The organism is Francisella sp. SYW-2 (genome assembly GCF_008711475.1).
Taxonomy (GTDB): Bacteria; Pseudomonadota; Gammaproteobacteria; order Francisellales; family Francisellaceae; genus Francisella; species Francisella salimarina.
Genome location: NZ_VXKO01000026.1, coordinates 1 through 18,937, shown reverse-complemented (window position 1 = coordinate 18,937; position 18,937 = coordinate 1). Strand labels below are relative to the sequence as shown.

Here is an 18,937-nt window from a genome sequence, read left to right as displayed (position 1 = left end):
GTTTTATACATAGTGGTTATTTTTATATTTTCAAGAAATTATTGGCATTTTTTATTATGAATATTAAAAAAGTAAAAGAGAGTTTTAAAAAAGTAGGTGTTATAACTCTTCTAATTCTCATAAGTAGTTGTACCAATATAACAGCGCAACGCTATCTATCTAAAAAATACTCTGATAAGATTGATTATAAAAAAGCTACTTTCAATGACTTAAATAATTGGAATTCTAACAACCATCTTATATCTTTTAATACATTTAAAAAGTCATGTGTAAAAATAATTGATGAAAACAAGTCAGAATATACAAATTGGATAAACATTTGTAATAAAGTAATAAATACTAAAATAAAAACAGAAGATGAAGCTAAAGCATTTTTTGAGCAGAACTTCACCCCATACCAAATAGTATATAAAAATAAAGATACTGGAACATTCACCGGATACTACGAACCTACCATAAAGGGTAGTTTAGTAAAAACTCTACAATACACTATACCTATATATAGAACTCCCAATGACTTAATTAAAAAATCTAAAGGTGATGATTCTTTTGCTTTTGGCAGATACAAGGATGGCAAATTTGTTCCCTACTACACGCGCGCAGAAATATCAAATGGTAACCTGCTAACAAAAAAAGATGTTTTGGTATGGGTGAAATCGAAAGTTGATAGAACATTCCTACAAATTCAAGGTTCTGGAAGAATAGAAACAGATAGTGGTGATATCTTAGTTGGTTACGATAGTCAAAATGGACATGAATACAAACCGATTGGAAGGTATCTGCTCGATAATGGCTATATGAGTAGAGATGAGATGTCAATGCAAGCAATTAAAGCGTGGCTAAGAAAGAATAAAAGTAAAATGGATGAAGTTCTAAATTATGATCCCTCTTTTGTATTCTTTAGATATGTAGATCGCAAGAATGCGGTTGGTGCTCAAGATGTTGAATTAACTCCTGGTTATTCTCTGGCTGTTGATGACAGATACTATTTATATGGAGTTCCTCTTTGGCTAGAAACCGATTACTACGAAGATAACCATCATGACACTAAACCACTTGATAGATTAATGATAGCTCAAGATACGGGAGGGGCAATTCGAGGTCCTATACGAGGTGATGTATTCTGGGGGCATGGCCAACAGGCTGAATTTAACGCTGGACACATGAACAATCAAGGTAAACTATGGATTCTGTTACCAAATGAATAATCTTAAACATTTTGATACTATAATTATTGGTGCTGGTATCTCGGGCATATCTATTGCACAAAAACTATCTAAAGCAAACATTGAAAGCTGCATATTTGAGTCAGATAGTATCGGAGGTTGTATAGACTCACAAAGATATAAAGACTTTTGGTTTGAGATGGGGGCACATACAATATATAACTCTTATAACGAAACTATAGACTATATTTGTAATAACTCTCTTGAACAAAACATTCAATCAAGGAAAAAAGCTCCGTTCCTATTTGTACAGCCTAATAATAAAATTCAAAGTATTTTTACCAATATAAACCCTTTTACTGCTGCTTTTAGTTTCTTAAAGAATAGAAATATCTCAAAGGAAGATAAAACTGTTAGCGAATATGCAAAAAAGCTATTTGGCAAAAAAAATTACTACCGAACATTAAAGTTTTGTTTTGATGCTGTATTATCTCAAAATAGCCAAAACTTCCCAATGGAATACCTATTTAAAAAATATGATAGAAATACTTTTTTACCGCGAAGTTTTACATTCAAAAATGGCTTATCTGAATTATTTACTAATCAAAAACAAAAAATTATCAAAGAAAAAGTTATCAAGATTTCAAAACAAGATACATGGATAGTTGAAACAGACAGTGCTAATAGTTATCACTGTGATAACTTATGTATTGCAACACCATGGAATATAACGGAGTCTTTGCTAGAAGATATACTACCAAATATAGCAAAACATCAATACCGACCTATCATGTCAAACCTAACAAGTATAGGAATTGTTACTAATAAAGAATCATTAAAACATATTAAAGGTATTGCTGGCTTAATTGGTAAAGAACAGTTCTTTTTCTCAGCCGTCTCCCGTGACGTCGTCGATAACCCCAACTACAGAGCTATAGTATTTCATTGTAAAGGTAATTACCCTCAAAAAGAGTTAACATATAAAATCACAAAACTTCTAAATATAACTGACGAAGATATTCTCCATACATATACAAAACAAAACACATTACCCTGCTATCATCGTAATCATAGCACTTTCCTACAGGATTTAGAAAAAGAGCTTTCTCAATTATCTAACTTGTATATTACAGGTAATTTTTTTGATAGATTAGCAATTGAAAACTGTATTAGAAGGTCAAACAAAGAAGCCGATAGATTGATCTGCTCTCAAAAAAAATAAGCTAAAACATACTCAGCTCTAGGAGCCACAAACCAATGATAAAAACCCTTGCTGTCAACAATTATCGTTCATTATTAAACCTAGTAATACCATTATCACAACTAAATATTATAACTGGCGCTAATGCAAGCGGTAAGTCAAATCTATACAAAGCTTTGAGACTACTAGCAGAAACAGCTCAAGGGGGTGTAGTAAACTCACTTGCTAAGGAAGGTGGTCTACCTACAACATTTTGGGCAGGTCCTGAAAAAATTTCCAAAGAAATGCTTGAAGGTAAAATTCCAATACAAGGAGGACCCAAACAAAAAGAACCTCGTCTACGCTTAGGATTTAGTGATGAAATATTTGGCTATGCTATTTCTCTCGGCTACCCAGGCCCACTAACTGCAACTTCTTTTTCTCTAGATGCCGAAATCAAACGTGAAACAATTTGGGTTGGTGAAAATTATAAGCATCCAAGCACCCTGGTCGATAGAGATAGTCATATCATAAAGATCCGAGAACAAAGACAATGGCAAGTCATCGAGCAACACTGTCCTAAATATGAAAGTATATTTACTCAAGCTTCGTATATTGATAAAACACCTGAAATTATAACCCTACGAGAGAAAATCAAACAATGGCGTTTTTACGATCACTTTCGCACAGATATTGATGCTCCAGTACGGACTCCTCAATTAGGCACTCTTACAACAGTGCTAAGTCATGATGGCCACGATCTTGCCTCAGCACTGCAGACTATTATTGACATTGGAGACCAACAATCTCTAAATGAAGCTATCGAAGATGCTTTCCCAGGTAGTAATCTAAATATCAGAAAACATGCTAATGGGCAATTCATTACAGAGCTAAGTCAACACGGTCTACTTCGCCCTCTATCCGCTCGTGAACTCTCTGACGGAACACTACGATACTTATTATTAACAGCTGCGCTATTCACTCCAAGACCTCCTGAACTTATGGTTCTAAATGAACCTGAGACGAGCTTACATTCTGACTTGATACCTCCTCTTGCAAGACTAATTGCAAAAGCATCTACTAAAACTCAAATTTGGGTAATCTCACACTCTAAAGAACTCATAAAATATCTAAGACAACTACCAACCCATAGCCTAATTGAAATAGAGAAAGAACTTGGACAAACTAAAATTATTGGACAAAATCTTCTAAATACTCCAAATTGGAGGTGGCCAGATACAAAATAAGCTATATATAATTTTTCTGTATCAATTTTATTTGCTTATCTCACATAGACAGTGTACCATATAGACTGCTTAAATTTTTAAAGTGTGGTGAACTGTATCTGTTCACAAAATTAAGAATTTTTTGCAAAAACTGAGTAATTGACAACAATAAAATAAAGGAAAAAAGATGAAAACGTTTACTGCAAAACCATCAGACATCAAAAGACAGTGGCTTTTGATTGATGCTACAGATAAAACTTTAGGTCGTCTAGCTACAGAAGTAGCAATGATCCTAAGAGGTAAAAATAAACCAGAATATACTCCTCACATGGACACTGGTGATTATGTTATTATCATCAATGCTGAAAAAGTAGCTGTAACTGGTAACAAAAGAAAAGGCAAAATTTACCACCACCATACTGGATATATTGGCGGTATCAAATCAATCTCTTTTGAGAAGCTAATTGCAACTCATCCAGAAAGAGCTATTGAAAAAGCTGTTAAAGGCATGCTTCCTAGAAGTCCTCTTGGACGTGCTATGTACAAAAAGTTAAAAGTTTATGCTGGTGAAAATCACCCACATACAGCTCAACAACCTCAAGCTCACAATATTTAATAAAGGATGGTAAAAATGTCAGAATATAATTATGGTACAGGTCGTCGCAAAAGCTCTGTAGCTCGTGTATTTATGAAAAAAGGTACTGGTCAATTCATCGTAAACGGACTTCCATTAGAACAGTACTTATGTCGTGAAACAGATTGCATGGTTGTAAAACAACCTTTAGAGTTAACTAACAACACTGATAGTTTTGATTTTAAAGTAACTGTAAAAGGTGGTGGGACTACAGGTCAAGCTGGTGCTATTCGCTTAGGTGTTACTAGAGCTCTTATCGAATTTGATGAAGATTTAAAACCAGCTCTTCGTGAAGCAGGCTTTGTGACTCGTGATCCACGTAAAGTTGAGCGTAAGAAATTTGGTCTTAGAAAAGCTCGTAGAAGAAGACAGTTCTCTAAGCGTTAATATACGTCATACTACCTTTCTATTATTCTTTTTATTTTTTATCACTAGGAGGATAAAATCTTGTTATTATATACAAAAAAGGATGATATCTATAGCGACATAGTTCGTATGATTCTTCTTATCAAAGGAGCTAATGCAAAGATTATAGATGTTTCTGAAGAAGAAAACTCCAAACACTTAGAAGAATTAAATATCATAACGCCTAATGGTAACATCCCTACTCTTAGTACAGATGAATTTGCTGTATATAGGCTTAGTGTTATTATAGAGGCTATAGAAGATTTGTACCCTTTTCCTCCGATGTTTCCAGTTTTTCCAAAGCAAAGAGCTAATGCAAGAATATTATTAGAATATGTTAATAAAACATTTCTACAAAATATTATTAAATTACAGAGCTCAGATTTGACAGACGAAGAGGCATCTGAGATAAAAGTAAAAATGCAAAAAGATATTATTAGTACTTATAAAACAGTTGTTAGCGAAAGAGAGACAAATGCAGAAAGTAATCCTGATGCGCAAAACATTAACGTTTTGACTCTCATCATAACCTTCGTTTTTTATTACTTTATTAAGCTTAAGATTTCTATACCTACAAAAGATAAAAATATTATTAAAGAAATCAAAGAGCTACTTAGTGAGCCTAATTTCATTAAAACAATTAAAGCACAAGGAGCTTGATATGGCTATGCTTAGAGCTTATGTGGCTAAAGCTACATACAACTGGCTAGTTGATCACGGATTTACACCATATGTCTTAGTTGATACTGAATATGAAGGTGTAATCGTACCTAACAACTATATTGATGAAGATAATAAGATTTTACTAGACCTATCTCCTCAAGCAATACAAGGCTTAGAAATTGACGATAATCATATTAGCTTTGATGCTACTTTTGATGGTGAACCAATTTCGATAAATATTCCTATAGAAGCTGTTTTAGAAGTTTTTTCTAAAGAAACAGAACAAGGGATGTATGCTCGAGAATTTGGTTATGGAATCAATATTAATGAAGGTGAAGATGATGAAACAGTTAATCCTAAAAAATTAGGAGAAACAAACTCAGATAATGTTCTTTCACTAGATTAATTCTCTAGGAATTTTTCCTATCTTATCAGAAATTTTATGTAGTCAATTTATCTGAAACAATATAGCCATCTTTAATTATTAATTTTATGCTTTCATTAGGATTTACCAATAAGTCTATATCCTCTAAAGGGTTTCCTTCAAATACAATGATGTCAGCAAATGCACCTGATTTTATTATGCCTAGTTTATCTACCATATTTAATAACTCTGCATTTTTATAGGTAGCTGAGTATAGAGTTTGGAATGGTGTTTCAACTTGAGATCTAATCTTAAATTCAGTATTTTGATACCTCATTAGACCTCCCAATAGATCTGTACCAAAACCAACATTAATACTATAATCATGCACAATTTTAATAGCCTCAAGACTATTTGATCGAACTCCACCTAACTTCTCTAAGACATGATCTGGAGTATTAAACTCTTTACCATGAAGATAAAATGCCTCATAAATAGCTAATGTAGGAACAATGAATACATCATTTTCGACTATGACTTTAGCTGCCTTTTCATCAAGGAGATTCGCATGCTCTAAAGATCTTACACCTAATTTAACACAGCGTATTAAAGCTTCTGGTGTATAAGCATGAGCCATGACATACGTACCATTACGTTTAGCTTCATCAACAATTGCTAGTATTTCATCATCAGAGAATTGTAAGTTAGTAATTTTATCTGCTGGTGATGCAATACCTCCAGCTGCCATAATTTTAATCTGAGTAGCACCTTCTCTTAGCTGCTCTCTTGTAGCTTTTAGTACCTCTGGCACACCATCACATATTGTAGAAATATTTGAACCACTAACTTGACAAGAACAAATTTTCGACTCAGTAGTTCCTCTAAAATCTCCATGACCTCCAGTAGCACTGAGAGCCTTACCACTATAAAACAATCTTGGTGTTGTTGCTTTTCTTTTTTCAAAAGCTAGAGCTATTCCATAACCAGCTCCGCCAGCATCTCGTAATGTCGTAAATCCTCTCAGCAATGACTCTTCTGCTGCTTGTAGTGACTCTATAGCCATGAAATCATTTGATATATTATCATTTGCTAGATCCACTGATGCTGCTGAAGATAAATGCACATGAGCATCTATAAGCCCAGGCATCAAAAACCTATCTTTTAAATCTATAATTACCTCAGCACTAAAATTAGAAATTTCATTATCAGTCAATGATAAAATCTTATTATCTTCTACATAAACATAATTATAGTGATTAATTTGATTGTCTTTACCATTAAAAACATTTGCATTTTTTAATATAATCTTAGCCATTTTATATTACCTTTTTTTGATTATTTAGATTCTTTTTCGGTTTTATCAACATTTGTTAAACTTTCTAGATTAATAATCATCTCATCTAGTTGCTTAGTAAAGATATTTAAATCTTTATTATCGAGATGTCTCAAAGACTTTTGCCAATTTATGTTTATAAAATCTTGAGTCTTAACCGAAAACTCTTTTCCTAGTTCTGTTAATTCAAAACGCACAACTCTTTTATCTTTTGTATCAACATATCGCTTCAATAACTTTTTAGATAGCAGGCTGTTAATCGCTCTAGTAATACTCTGAGGCTCACATCTCATATAGTTAGAAATATCCGACTTTGAAGGTTTATTAAGTGATAAAGTAGCTAGTAAAACAATAGACTCTGTGTAGGTAAAATTTCTTTGCTCCAAATAATTCATGAATATTTTATACCATAAGGCATTAATTCTTCTCCATTGTTGACTCAAATTTGTAAATTTATCTAGTAACATAAAAGCTATATATTTTTTTATTTACAATTATATGAAGCATTGCGTTATATTTCAACTAATGATAATATTTCATCCGTAATTATCTAACTAGTCTTGAAACATGATCACATTAAATCATACACAAATCCTACTTGACAAAGCTATCATGCAACAAAAATCACCTTTTTTCATAAAAGATATTGCTGGAAAATATATCTATATAAATCATCAAGCAGCCGCATTAGCAGATTTAACTCCAGAAGATTTTATAGGATTCGATGACTCAGAAATTTTTGGGGCTGAAATTGGTATTATATATCGAAAAAAAGATCAAGATATAATTGCTGGTAAAGACATTAATCCTATTGATATTTTCACTGATAAAAAAGGCGTTACAAGAGCATATTTTATATTAAGACAACCTATCTATGATAAGGATAAAATTATCGGAGTATCTGGAATTAGAGCTGATATAACTAACTTCATAGAAAAAATTGCAGCCATCAAAATTTAATTTATATGACAAAAAATATTTTCACAGATAAAAATAATTATATTTTTGCTTCGACGATTACAGCTTCTGTATTTTTTTCTAGCTTAAGCGCATCCTACCTTTACAATCATCAAATACTACCTATGATTTGGGCTTTTGTTTTTGGGATATTTCTACCTTTTTATCGCTTTGGAAATACTAAGCTTGAACAAATCAAAAGCCTAACCACAAATACAATTCTAGTTCTAATAATGATGCTTCTAGCATCTTTTGTCAGTTTGATAAGTTCGCCAATACTGCAAGAACTAGCTCGTGGAATTTTAGTTTTTTATTGTCTATGTTCACAACGATATTTCAATGGTGGGCGTATTTTAATTATATTCTTGATAGTATATGTACTACTTTTTTTCTATCTTGATCCAATTCTATCTGAGAATACTCTATTACCTTCTCTTAATTACTGTCTAACTGGATTATTAATGGGCTACATATCAACCTCATTATTTACAATAATTATGCCAAGTGTTGATATCAAAACTCCGACTATTAATAATGACTCATTTGTTTTTAAACAAGCTATTATCATTACCATCCTTATAGTCTCTGTTTATATAACTGCTAGATTTATACATATAACTAATCCAGCTTGGATTTGCTATTCTATAGTTATAGTATCTACAGGAAATTATATAATATCGATAAAAACATCTCTGCATCGATTAATTGGTACTCTTATTGGTGCCGTTATAGGTATTGTATTATCACATTTTATTTTTGATAAATATCCATTAGCAATATACTCCTGTTTTATCTTCATTTTTCTTACATATTTTATGATTAATCATAATTATGGACTTGGTATTGTTTTTGCAACGATTTGGTTAATTGCAGTATTTTATTTTCTCAAATCAGATATGACAGTAATCAGATTTACTATAGCACGAATTTTTGACACGCTAATTGGTATAGGCCTTGGAATACTTGCTGAATTCATATTACTTAAGAAACCCAGAAACAATAGACTATAATTTTTTAAAATATCCTAATACCACAGGCAAATACCCAATTATAAAACTTAAAGGTATACACACACTTGCCCAATAGAAAACAAAATCATCTTGATTAAAAATCAAATAGCAACATAAAGCACTTATCACACCTATTACAGTACTTAGAATAGCTCCTAATAAATTAGTCTTACTACCATAAAACCCATATAGCAAACTAAATGCTAAGGCAGCTATAGGAATATTAAAAAGTAGCATTTTATCAAGAACTTGATCTATAAGAGTATTAGCAAGTATGTAGTTAAGAATTGCAATAATCATTACTGTAATGATATTTTTGTGCTCGCTTTTATTATCTTGAAAATGCACAGAACACATCGAGGCCATAGTATTCCATAATGCTGCTATAGTTGTCAAAGCTATCATAAACATCATAAGATAAAATATCACTAACATAGGTTTACTGAAGAGATTTCGTACAATATACACAAAAGCTTTATCAGGATTTGTAGAGCTAATCACACCTGCATATTTAGCCGTAGTATAGACAGCTATCAGATAAATCAAACTCACAATAAATGATGTAATCAGGACAGCATAAAAAGCTACTTTCTTAGATTTTGCAGCAAATATTTTTTGTCCATACCATGGTGAAAGTATGTAAGTAAATGCTGTAAGAATTGCTAAAGATATAGAAAAAGAAACTGGTAAAGTTGGTATTTGTGCATTATTAATATATCCAAGTGCAGAAGCATCAGCATTATATGCTGAATACCCTAAATATATAAATAGAACTATAGATAATAAAAAGCTCAATTTATCTATTTTTACTATCATTAGTAGCCCATCTCTTATAGTAAATAATAACATTAAACTACAAGCCACCCCACTTATTGACCAATGATTATAAGAAGGAAAAATCTCTTGTAGATAAATTGTAGTAGAGTATATAAAGTTAGCTCCAAACCCTGCCATCGCAGTTAATAAACATAATGCTACTACTAATCCAAATACTGGATTATAACGTTGAGAAAAAAATTCAGACACACTAATTGCATCAAAGTTTTTCCACTTTTTAGCGACACTAAAAGAATAAAACAATAGTCCAACTAAAAATACAATCCCTAGAGATAGTGCCGAGAATCCATATAAATATCCTAAGCTCGAGAAACCTATCAGCGTTGATATATTTAGCTCTGTCATTACAAGAGTAGCTGTAAGTGCAAAAAGTCCTAAACTCTTTCCTGCAGTGTAGTAGTTTTCAGAGTTATTCATTTATAACAATAGTTGAATTGGTTTATAGCTTTTTCTATGGATATTTAATACACCATATTTTCTTATATTTTCAAGATGTTCTTTTGTTGGATAACCCTTATGCTTAGCAAAACCATATTGTGGAAATAATCTATCATGCTCGAGACAAATATTATCTCTATGTACTTTTGCTAATATCGAAGCTGCAGATATTTCTTGAATTTTTGAATCACCTTTCACAATAGCTTCTGAATTATAATCCCAGTTTGGTAATTTATTACCATCGACCAGCACTTTGTCAAATTGTCCCTTTAAATTATCTGCAACTTGATTCATCGCTTTGAGCGTTGCTTGAAGGATATTTAATTCATCAATTTGCTGAGGTGAAACTTCAACTATTGTATATGCTTTTGCATGAGAAATTATTTGTTCATATAGTGATTGACGTTTTTTTTCTGTTAATTTTTTAGAGTCTGCAAGACCATCAATAGTTTTTTCAGGATCTAGTATTACTCCAGCAGCAACTACAGGTCCTGATAGTGGTCCACGCCCTGCTTCATCTATACCAAGTATAATCATTTTAACTTATCCAAATTATCTAGTGATGTTAAAAAGCCTCTCAAGATATTAACCTCTTGACTCTCTAATTCAGATCTTTGAAAAAGTCTACGCACCTTATCCATTACATGACCAGGTTTATCTCTATCCAAAAATCCAGATTGAAGCATATTATCTTCAAGATGTTGATATAACCCTTGTAGCTCTTTGACGGAAGCTTTTTTATGCAAATGAGTATATTCAGGAACTTCTTTTAAGTCATTAATCTCTACAGCTTGCTTATAAATCTCATAAGCTACTAGTTGTACAGCTTGGGCTAGATTAAGAGATGTATATCCTTCATTTGACGGAATATACGCATGCACATTACTCATCAAAAGCTCTTCATTTAATAGTCCTGTTCTTTCTCTGCCAAATAATATTGCTATTTTTTCATCAGATTTTTGGATTTTATTAAGTATGTTTGTAGCAACTTTATATATAGGCTCTATAGGCAGAGATACTCTACGCACTCTTGCACTAGTCCCGACTACATAATCTATACCATCAAGTGCTTCTTGAAGATTAGGTACAATCCTAGCATTTTTCACAACTTCTGTAGCATGACATGATAATGCTATGGCTTCGTCATCTATGCCTTTTTTAGGATTGACTAGCCACAAATTTGTTAATCCCATATTCAGCATTGCTCTAGCAGTGGAACCTACATTGCCACTGTGAGAGGGCTCTACTAAAACTATACGTATATTATTAGATAAATTAGTCATTGTTAGTATTAATAATTAAATTATACAAATCATCAGAACTTTCAGCTTGCTGAAAATATTGCTGGGTTCGATCCTCTTTTAGATAAAGGGCTAACTGCTTTAATAATTCCATATGAATATCTGATATCTTATCTGGAAAGAAAACACCAATAGCTATTTTAATATCATCGTCTATGGAATTATCATAATAACTATTTTTCAATGTAACTATCATTATTCTAGTAGTCATAAGGTTTTCAACCCTACAATGAGGAATATAAATATTCTTGCCAATATATGTATTACCTATTCTCTCACGCTTATAGATGTTTTTTAGAACGATATCTTCACTTATATCTGGATAACTATCAGATACTCGATTTGCTAAAAACTCAATTAAGCGCTTTTTTGACTCAATATTTAAATTTAAAATTATATCTTTTTTACTTATTAGAGCTTTTAAGTTCATGAATTTTATATAGAAAAATATAACAAGATACTTATTCAGAATGACCAGTCGCGTGGTTATCTCTCAATTTATTTTTATGTTTTTTTATCTGACGAGCCAACTTATCTTCAAGCATATCAATAGCTGCATATAAATCTTTATCCTCCGCCTTCGCCACAAATTCACTACCTGGAACTGTAACTATAGCTTCTGCCACTTGATGATCTTTTTCAACATCTAAAATTACTTTTGTTGAAGTGATGTTGTCAAAATAATGTCCTACCTTACCAATTTTCTCATTAACATAACTTTTGATTGGATCAGTAACTTCAACATGTCTACCAGTAATTTGAATATTCATATAAACCTCCAGATTTTGAATAACACGCCCACAGAATTATATGGAGCTCTGTTTTAATAACCACCTAAGTGATATACTTGTATTCATATTATACAAGCTAAATACTATAAAGCAAAGCAATGAACAACAATGTAAAACAAATTTTAACCTCTCTAGGTCTTATTGCAGTAGCCGTTATATCATTTATTATTTTTGCTCCTTTATTTGTTTTTCTAATTATTTTTTTTATGATTTTCTCATTTTTTATACGTAGGAAAATAATTAAAGAAAATCCCGATTTTTTTAAGCAATATACAAATAGAAAAGGTCGTGTGATAGATCAAGAAGAAGATGATACTGATATTAACTCAAACTACAAAATAAAATAAACATGTATACTAAAGATACTATAGTTGCAGTTGCAACACCCCAAGGTAATGGTGGTATAGGTATAATACGTATCTCTGGCGTAAATGCTTTATCAATAGCCGAAAAGCTCACAAAAAAACGTCTCAAACCTAGATATGCCACATTTTGTAATATTTATAATGCAAATGAAATAGTTGATCATGGTATTGTAATATTTTTCAATTCTCCTAATTCATATACTGGTGAAGATGTCGTTGAAATACAAGCACACGGCAATCCTTTTATACTTAACTTAATAATCAAAGCTACCCTAGAATACGGCGCTAGAATGGCAAATGCTGGAGAATTTACAGAAAGAGCATTTCTTAATAATAAGCTTGATTTAGCTCAAGCTGAAGCTGTAGCTGATATTATTAATGCATCTTCAGAAATAGCTGCAAAGTCAGCAGCAAAGTCTCTTCAAGGAGATTTTTCTAGAGAGATTAATAGTCTTTTAGAAAAACTTATCTATCTACGAATGTATGTTGAGGCATCTATTGACTTTCCAGAAGAGGAAATCAACTTTTTAGAAGATCAAAAGATTCATACCAGTTTACAAGAAATATATAAAACTATTCTCGATGTCAAAAATAGTTGTAAACAAGGGGCGATCCTTGTTGAAGGCGTAACACTAATACTAGTCGGTAAGCCTAATGCCGGTAAATCTAGTCTTTTAAATGCTCTAGCTGGTAAAGAGTCTGCCATTGTAACATCAATAGCAGGTACAACTCGAGATATTGTAAAGGAGCATATTCAAATAAATGGTGTTCCAATGCATATTATCGATACTGCTGGATTACGTAGCAGTGATGATGTTATCGAAAGCGAAGGAATCAAAAGAGCAATCAAAAAGATTCAAGAGGCAGATCAAATATTATTTGTAACTGATGACTATACAAATAGCCAGGTTAAATTTAGTGATATAAAGGATATAATACCTGAATTTTATAATCAAATACCTAAAGATATAGATATTACTTATGTTCACAATAAGATAGACCTTCTTGAAGAAGCGCCTATGAATCATAATAATCATATTTATATATCCGCAGGTAACAACATAGGTATTGATAAGCTAAAAGATCATATTCTTGCCAAAGTTGGTTATACAACTCAAAATGAGAGTGTTTATACAGCTCGTGAGAGACATGTTACAGCTATAAATAATGCTTTTGAACATATCAAACTTGCTAGAGAACAATTAGAACTTGGGAATGGAGAACTCTTAGCAGAAGAATTATTAATAGTTCAAGAGCATCTTAACTCAATCACAGGAGAGTTCAGCTCTGATGACCTATTAGGAGAGATTTTCTCAAGCTTTTGTATTGGAAAATAGTATAAAAAACTTTTTTTACTTATAATTAGTTTTAACCATAGTTATATCATCTTCTAACTGCCGACTATTAAAAGGTTTGTTAATATTCTTATCAACCTCTACTGTTTTAACTTTACTGCTAGTTATATTTAATGAATTACCAGCTACTATCGCATACAAATCTGCACTAATAATCAATATAACAAAAACTACTAATACTTTATTCATTTAATAATCCTGCAAACAAACATTAACAAATTTAACAAACTCTTGCTCAAGATTATTTCTAACTCCAGTTGCTCTTACCAAATAAAAGTTAGTTTCGCCAAAATAATAATCATTAAGCACTGGTAATATATCTAATCTACTATTAGCAAAAATATCCAAAGTATTAACAATCTTATTACACTTAGTTGCTAAATTAATATCACATATAAAATTATTAAAAAATAGATTTGGATTAATATTAACCTCTTCTTTAGAGTCATCTCTCTCTAAAAAACCTATCAGACTAGTCTGATATTTATCATGATTTAAGAACCCAACAACATCATGATTTTCTAAATCTTTCAGAGATTTTGGCTGTCCATATTTTTGAATATACTCTTCACTAGCGTAAAGTTTATTTTTAGCTCTTACTAACGTTTTTATAGTACAGTTTGTAACTAAAGGTTTTTTAATAGTAATTGCCACATCTATGTCATCCTTAACCAAATCTACTACTCCTGCAGTATAACTAAATACTAATCGGACATTAGGATATCTAGCATAAAATAAATCCAACCTATCAGCTAGTATGTTATCAAGAAAAAGTTTTGGTATACCTACCTTTAAAGTTCCCGTTATTTCTTTAGATTTATTCATTAGCTGCTGAAATATTGTACTTGCTTCTTGCTCAATATCTTTAAAGTTTTTATAGAATGACTCTCCATCTTCAGTCATTTCTATTAAGCCTCTTGAGTTACGCTTAATCAATTTCATATTTATAGATTCTTCTAAGCTTTGAATTCTACGAGAAACTGTACTTTGAGAAATATTTAAATGTTTAGCTAATTCTGTAAATGTACCTATATTGATAAGCTTAATAAAAATAAAAATATCATCAAAATTCATCACTAACCTCATTTGCGCATAGCTGTTATGCATTTTTTGCTACAGACAAATTAATACTACTACAAATATAATAGCCATGTAAGCTGATAAATTAACTTTAGCTTTTTAAATAACAAATAAGGAAATAAGTAATGAGAAAAACACTATCAAAAATTATTTTAAGTAGCGCAATATTAGCAACATCAATACCAGCTATGGCTTGCTCTGAAATCAATCATGATTTTGGAAAAAATATTGGAGTTTATACTACTAGAACTATGGATATCTTTATTGACTTAAAACCAAACTTAACTGTATATCCTAGAGGAACAAAAGAAAGTGGTGGTCTAAATAAAAATCCTCTTAACTGGACTGATAAATATGGTTATGTATCAATTGATGAAACTAATTTAAAAAATTTAACAGGTGAAGGTGTAAATGAAAAAGGCCTAGCTGCCCACCTGCTTTATTTAGGGGATACTGTTCAACCTAAAAGAGATCTAAGCAAACCAGGAATCAATGGCGTTGATTGGGTTAGATATGTACTAGGAAACTATTCTACAGTTCAAGAAGTTCTAGAAAACTTAGATAAATATCAAATATACAATCCGCCAGTAAAAATTAATGGTAAAGATAGTTATTTACCAGTTCATTATCTAGTAGAAGATAAAACTGGAGATAGTGCGCTTATTGAATATATTAATGGAAAGTTAACTATACATAGAGGTGTAAAAAATCTTAGTAATGAACCTAGCTATGATAAGCAACTTAAAATTTTAAAACAAGCCAAAGATTTGGGATTCTATAATATAGATAAACTACCAGGTGGTGCCAACTCTGGATATAGATTTGTAAGGGGTAGTTTTATAAATGAAAATTTACCAGATGCAGACTCTGCTGATCAAGCTGTTAATTACATGTTTGCAGCAGCTGACTCTGTATCTGTTCCATTTATCAAAGGCTACAGAAATGAGAGTTTTAATAACCCAAGTTTAGAAGATAAATGGCCAACACAATGGAAGTCAGTAACATCCTTATCTCAGAATACTATCTATATTTCTGATACATTAGTTGGCAATAGAGTTTCTGTTAACCTTAATGAGGCTAATTTAAGTGAGGGACAACCAATTAAAAGCATATCAGTTATGGATAAATCTTTAACTGGAGATGTAACTAGTAAACTAACTCCTAAAGATAAATAAAACTTAGGCCTAAGTAACTTTAATGCTTTTCATCAGTAATTTCTCAACTATCCAAAATCAATATAAGTTTTAGTGACTATGTTCATTTATGCATAACTGCTATGTAGCTTTTGCTAGAGACATATCACCACTACTACATATATACTAAATATTAACTAGATTATAATAAAAACATAAAGGAGCAAATGATGAAAAAAATACTTCTATTAATTTTGATATCAGTTATAACTACTACTTTTGCTAATGCTAATCCAACAAAGTTAAGATCTTACTCTGTTGGTATCAAACGTAATCATATATCACTTTATGAGTCTCACAATATCACAAAAGCAACTCATTATTATACTCATTACAGATAATTAAAAGATTCTACAGCAAACATTTTGCTAAAATTACCTAATTTAAAATATAGTAAAAATATCATGATCTCTCTAATAGGCAAAACTCCTATTATCAAACTAAAAACCAACAACGCTCATAACTTATATGCCAAGTGCGAATGGCTTAACCCTACAGGAAGTATAAAAGATCGAGTTGCAAAATATATATTAGATAATTTAATCAAAAATAAAAAAATAAATCCTGAACAAGCAATTATTGAAGCAAGTTCTGGAAATATGGGAACTTCGCTAGCTGCAATTGGAAAATTATATAATCATCCCGTATATATTACGTGTCCAGAAAAAACTGGAAGAATAAAAAGAGAAATGATCAAAAGTTTTGGAGCAAATTTAACAATATGCAAAAATACTGCCAATTACACAGATGCTGATTTTTATGTAAATAAAGCTAAGCACTTAGCAAAAGATTTAGATGGGGTGTTAATTAATCAATATGACAACCTACTAAATACAGAGTGTCATTACAAAACTACAGGACAAGAAATAGTCAACTATTTTTTAACTCACTCAAAAAATATAGACTTCTTTATAACAGTTGGAGGATCTGGTGGAACTATTACTGGTTGTGCTAAAAAAATAAAAGAGATATTCCCAGAAACTAAAATTCTTATGCCAGATCCTAAAGGATCTGTTTATTACGATATTTTTTATCACGGAAAACCAATAGAGCAAAATATATACAGTTATAAAGTTGAGGGCCCAGGCAATCCCGTATTTTGTAAGTCTATGGACTTATCATACATTAATGAAATAATTCAATTCACAGATAAACAAGCTATACAAGGATGTAACGAACTAGCCCAAGAGCAAAGTATTTACGCTGGACACAGTAGTGGTGCAAATTATTTTATAGCCAAAAAGCTAATTGAAAAGCTTCCTAAAGACAAAAGCTACAACATCTTAATTATGATTTTGGATAATGGTATGAAATATAGTTTCGACTAGTCTTAGAAAATATAAAATGAAATGATATTCAAATACTGCTATTATTAAATTGATGTATCAATATATAGGAGTGTTTCATATGCCAGGTATATTAATAAGTTTCATACTGCTCTTTTTATCAGTCATATTCGCTTGGTTTAATAGACGATGGGGACTTATAGCATTTTGTGTTTTTCTAATCGTAACATCACTAGTATTTCTTCATCATGCTAGTGATCATTTGTCAATTTATCTATAGATAAGGAGAGCAAATATGAAAAAATATTTTAAAGAAGATTTAGTAAAACTCCTAAGTGCTATAGAACTTGCAGGTATTACAGTTACAATTATTTCTGCATTCTACTTTCAGTTTGTAATGGGAGAAATCCCTTGCCCATTATGCCTTTTGCAAAGATTAGGACTACTAGCAATAGGATTCGGATTTTTATTGAATATGCATTATCATATCAGACCTAGCCATTATGCGCTATCGCTACTAGCTTCTGTATTAACAGCATTTATTTCATTACGTCAAATTGCTCTTCATGTTTCAGATCCAGTTGGCTTTGGTTCAACAGTTTTTGGACTACACATGTATACATGGGTATTCATAATATGCATGATTGCGATCATTTATATTTCTGTAGTTATGTCTTATCCTAATCAATATAAAATCAATAAAGATCCTAATGAAATAGCAGATGCAAAAAATAATAAAATCCGAACATTAAGTCATATTATATTTGTCATTTTCATAATTGCTATTTTTGCTAATATTGCTTCAACTTTTATTGAATGTGGTATACATGAATGCCCAGATAATCCAACAAAATACATTCTCGCATAAACTCTAAATAATGCTACATGATTTATCCTAATAAGATATTTCTTTATTAGCAATAAAATAATATATAATTAATAGATGTAATATCTGATACTGTTTATAGCAAAGTATTATAAGGAGCTTAAGATATGAAGCCGAAGCTATTAATGTACATATTATTGATAAAGAAACATCTAACAACCAGATACTACAATCAATATCTAAAGAATTAACTAATGCTGAAATAGAAACACAATCTTTGATCAATAAACAACAACAAACTAAGGCTGATGATGATTCTTTTGAAATGTATAGTAATAAGGTAGTTAATCATAATAATTAGTTAATATCATTTTGTATATAAACTAATTGATAAGGATAATTTAAATTTGTTAGTTATAAAAACACAAAGCCCCATATATTTATGAGGCTTTTTGTATTGCTTATCACGATAAGTCTTTGATATTTGAATAAGATGGCGATTACCTACTTTCACCTGGCCGGAGCCA

Annotated in this window: 25 protein-coding genes; 16 read left to right on the top strand and 9 right to left on the bottom strand. The window is 31.2% G+C overall.

Annotated features, from left to right (window positions below; genetic code table 11):
• Positions 1-56: 56 nt before the first annotated feature.
• The 7 genes from F3D57_RS08190 to F3D57_RS08160 all read left to right on the top strand — a co-directional run bounded on the left by F3D57_RS08190 (position 57) and on the right by F3D57_RS08160 (position 5,680).
• Positions 57-1,208, top strand: a complete 1,152-nt coding sequence (locus F3D57_RS08190; protein WP_150465882.1) for a murein transglycosylase A — start codon at positions 57-59, stop codon at positions 1,206-1,208.
• Positions 1,201-2,388 carry an NAD(P)-binding protein gene (locus F3D57_RS08185; protein ID WP_150465881.1) on the top strand — a complete coding sequence of 396 codons (1,188 nt, stop codon included), beginning with the start codon at positions 1,201-1,203 and terminating at the stop codon, positions 2,386-2,388. The genes F3D57_RS08190 and F3D57_RS08185 overlap by 8 nt, the downstream gene beginning before the upstream one ends.
• Positions 2,389-2,423: 35 nt before the next feature.
• Positions 2,424-3,593 (top strand): AAA family ATPase, encoded by a 1,170-nt coding sequence (locus F3D57_RS08180; protein ID WP_150465880.1) that lies wholly within the window; start codon positions 2,424-2,426, stop codon positions 3,591-3,593.
• A 166-nt stretch (positions 3,594-3,759) separates the two neighbouring features.
• Positions 3,760-4,188 (top strand): 50S ribosomal protein L13, encoded by a 429-nt coding sequence (rplM, locus tag F3D57_RS08175; RefSeq protein WP_150465879.1) that lies wholly within the window; start codon positions 3,760-3,762, stop codon positions 4,186-4,188.
• A gap of 15 nt (positions 4,189-4,203) precedes the next feature.
• Positions 4,204-4,593: a 30S ribosomal protein S9 gene (gene rpsI, locus F3D57_RS08170; protein ID WP_013922801.1), complete on the top strand. Its 390-nt coding sequence runs from the start codon at positions 4,204-4,206 to the stop codon at positions 4,591-4,593.
• Between the two features lie 60 nt (positions 4,594-4,653).
• Positions 4,654-5,271 (top strand): glutathione S-transferase N-terminal domain-containing protein, encoded by a 618-nt coding sequence (locus F3D57_RS08165; protein ID WP_146421916.1) that lies wholly within the window; start codon positions 4,654-4,656, stop codon positions 5,269-5,271.
• A gap of 1 nt (position 5,272) precedes the next feature.
• Entirely contained in the window at positions 5,273-5,680 is a 408-nt protein-coding gene (locus tag F3D57_RS08160) for a ClpXP protease specificity-enhancing factor (protein ID WP_146421915.1), read from the top strand.
• A 34-nt stretch (positions 5,681-5,714) separates the two neighbouring features.
• Here the strand turns inward: F3D57_RS08160 and F3D57_RS08155 are convergent, their stop codons facing one another.
• Positions 5,715-6,953 (bottom strand): metal-dependent hydrolase family protein, encoded by a 1,239-nt coding sequence (locus tag F3D57_RS08155; protein ID WP_224728171.1) that lies wholly within the window; start codon positions 6,951-6,953, stop codon positions 5,715-5,717.
• Between the two features lie 20 nt (positions 6,954-6,973).
• The gene (locus F3D57_RS08150) at positions 6,974-7,438 is read right to left on the bottom strand and encodes a MarR family winged helix-turn-helix transcriptional regulator (protein ID WP_224728170.1); all 465 of its coding nucleotides are present in this window, start codon (positions 7,436-7,438) and stop codon (positions 6,974-6,976) included.
• Between the two features lie 100 nt (positions 7,439-7,538).
• Here F3D57_RS08150 and F3D57_RS08145 point away from each other — a divergent pair, with 100 nt between their 5' ends.
• Positions 7,539-7,931 carry a PAS domain-containing protein gene (locus F3D57_RS08145; protein ID WP_150465878.1) on the top strand — a complete coding sequence of 131 codons (393 nt, stop codon included), beginning with the start codon at positions 7,539-7,541 and terminating at the stop codon, positions 7,929-7,931.
• A gap of 5 nt (positions 7,932-7,936) precedes the next feature.
• Positions 7,937-8,938 (top strand): FUSC family protein, encoded by a 1,002-nt coding sequence (locus tag F3D57_RS08140; RefSeq protein WP_150465877.1) that lies wholly within the window; start codon positions 7,937-7,939, stop codon positions 8,936-8,938.
• Here the strand turns inward: F3D57_RS08140 and F3D57_RS08135 are convergent.
• The 5 genes from F3D57_RS08135 to hpf are packed head-to-tail and all read right to left on the bottom strand — an operon-like array spanning position 8,933 to position 12,284.
• Positions 8,933-10,192, bottom strand: a complete 1,260-nt coding sequence (locus tag F3D57_RS08135) for a sodium:solute symporter family transporter (RefSeq protein ID WP_150465876.1) — start codon at positions 10,190-10,192, stop codon at positions 8,933-8,935. The genes F3D57_RS08140 and F3D57_RS08135 overlap by 6 nt on opposite strands.
• Entirely contained in the window at positions 10,193-10,750 is a 558-nt protein-coding gene (gene rnhB / locus F3D57_RS08130) for a ribonuclease HII (protein ID WP_150465875.1), read from the bottom strand. It abuts the gene before it with no gap.
• Entirely contained in the window at positions 10,747-11,496 is a 750-nt protein-coding gene (locus F3D57_RS08125) for an RNA methyltransferase (protein ID WP_150465874.1), read from the bottom strand. The genes rnhB and F3D57_RS08125 overlap by 4 nt, the downstream gene beginning before the upstream one ends.
• Positions 11,489-11,944, bottom strand: coding sequence for a PTS sugar transporter subunit IIA (locus F3D57_RS08120; protein WP_013922790.1), 456 nt, complete (start codon positions 11,942-11,944; stop codon positions 11,489-11,491). The genes F3D57_RS08125 and F3D57_RS08120 overlap by 8 nt, the downstream gene beginning before the upstream one ends.
• A 31-nt stretch (positions 11,945-11,975) precedes the next feature.
• The gene (gene hpf, locus F3D57_RS08115; protein WP_013922789.1) at positions 11,976-12,284 is read right to left on the bottom strand and encodes a ribosome hibernation-promoting factor, HPF/YfiA family; all 309 of its coding nucleotides are present in this window, start codon (positions 12,282-12,284) and stop codon (positions 11,976-11,978) included.
• 119 nt (positions 12,285-12,403) lie between these two features.
• Here hpf and F3D57_RS08110 point away from each other — a divergent pair, with 119 nt between their 5' ends.
• Together F3D57_RS08110 and mnmE are read left to right on the top strand one after the other, a co-directional pair.
• Positions 12,404-12,652: a hypothetical protein gene (locus F3D57_RS08110; protein WP_150465873.1), complete on the top strand. Its 249-nt coding sequence runs from the start codon at positions 12,404-12,406 to the stop codon at positions 12,650-12,652.
• A gap of 2 nt (positions 12,653-12,654) precedes the next feature.
• Positions 12,655-14,007 carry a tRNA uridine-5-carboxymethylaminomethyl(34) synthesis GTPase MnmE gene (gene mnmE / locus F3D57_RS08105; protein WP_150465872.1) on the top strand — a complete coding sequence of 451 codons (1,353 nt, stop codon included), beginning with the start codon at positions 12,655-12,657 and terminating at the stop codon, positions 14,005-14,007.
• A gap of 15 nt (positions 14,008-14,022) precedes the next feature.
• On the opposite strand, the gene F3D57_RS08100 is transcribed toward mnmE, so the two are convergent.
• Together F3D57_RS08100 and F3D57_RS08095 are read right to left on the bottom strand one after the other, a co-directional pair.
• Complete coding sequence (locus F3D57_RS08100) at positions 14,023-14,214, bottom strand: hypothetical protein (protein ID WP_149368537.1); 192 nt, start codon at positions 14,212-14,214, stop codon at positions 14,023-14,025.
• Complete coding sequence (locus F3D57_RS08095; protein WP_150465871.1) at positions 14,215-15,099, bottom strand: LysR family transcriptional regulator; 885 nt, start codon at positions 15,097-15,099, stop codon at positions 14,215-14,217. It abuts the gene before it with no gap.
• A 131-nt stretch (positions 15,100-15,230) separates the two neighbouring features.
• Between F3D57_RS08095 and F3D57_RS08090 the strand changes: the two genes are divergently transcribed.
• The 5 genes from F3D57_RS08090 (at position 15,231) to F3D57_RS08080 (ending at position 18,452) form a co-directional block, all read left to right on the top strand.
• Positions 15,231-16,280, top strand: a complete 1,050-nt coding sequence (locus tag F3D57_RS08090) for a linear amide C-N hydrolase (protein WP_150465870.1) — start codon at positions 15,231-15,233, stop codon at positions 16,278-16,280.
• A gap of 188 nt (positions 16,281-16,468) precedes the next feature.
• A complete protein-coding gene (locus F3D57_RS10250) occupies positions 16,469-16,639 on the top strand; it encodes a hypothetical protein (RefSeq protein WP_013922783.1) in 171 nt (56 codons plus the stop codon).
• A 63-nt stretch (positions 16,640-16,702) separates the two neighbouring features.
• A complete protein-coding gene (locus tag F3D57_RS08085; RefSeq protein WP_150465869.1) occupies positions 16,703-17,626 on the top strand; it encodes a PLP-dependent cysteine synthase family protein in 924 nt (307 codons plus the stop codon).
• A 52-nt stretch (positions 17,627-17,678) separates the two neighbouring features.
• Positions 17,679-17,864, top strand: a complete 186-nt coding sequence (locus F3D57_RS10375; RefSeq protein WP_318010091.1) for a DUF5993 family protein — start codon at positions 17,679-17,681, stop codon at positions 17,862-17,864.
• A 15-nt stretch (positions 17,865-17,879) separates the two neighbouring features.
• Complete coding sequence (locus tag F3D57_RS08080; protein ID WP_013922781.1) at positions 17,880-18,452, top strand: disulfide bond formation protein B; 573 nt, start codon at positions 17,880-17,882, stop codon at positions 18,450-18,452.
• The last annotated feature ends 485 nt before the right edge of the window (positions 18,453-18,937 follow it).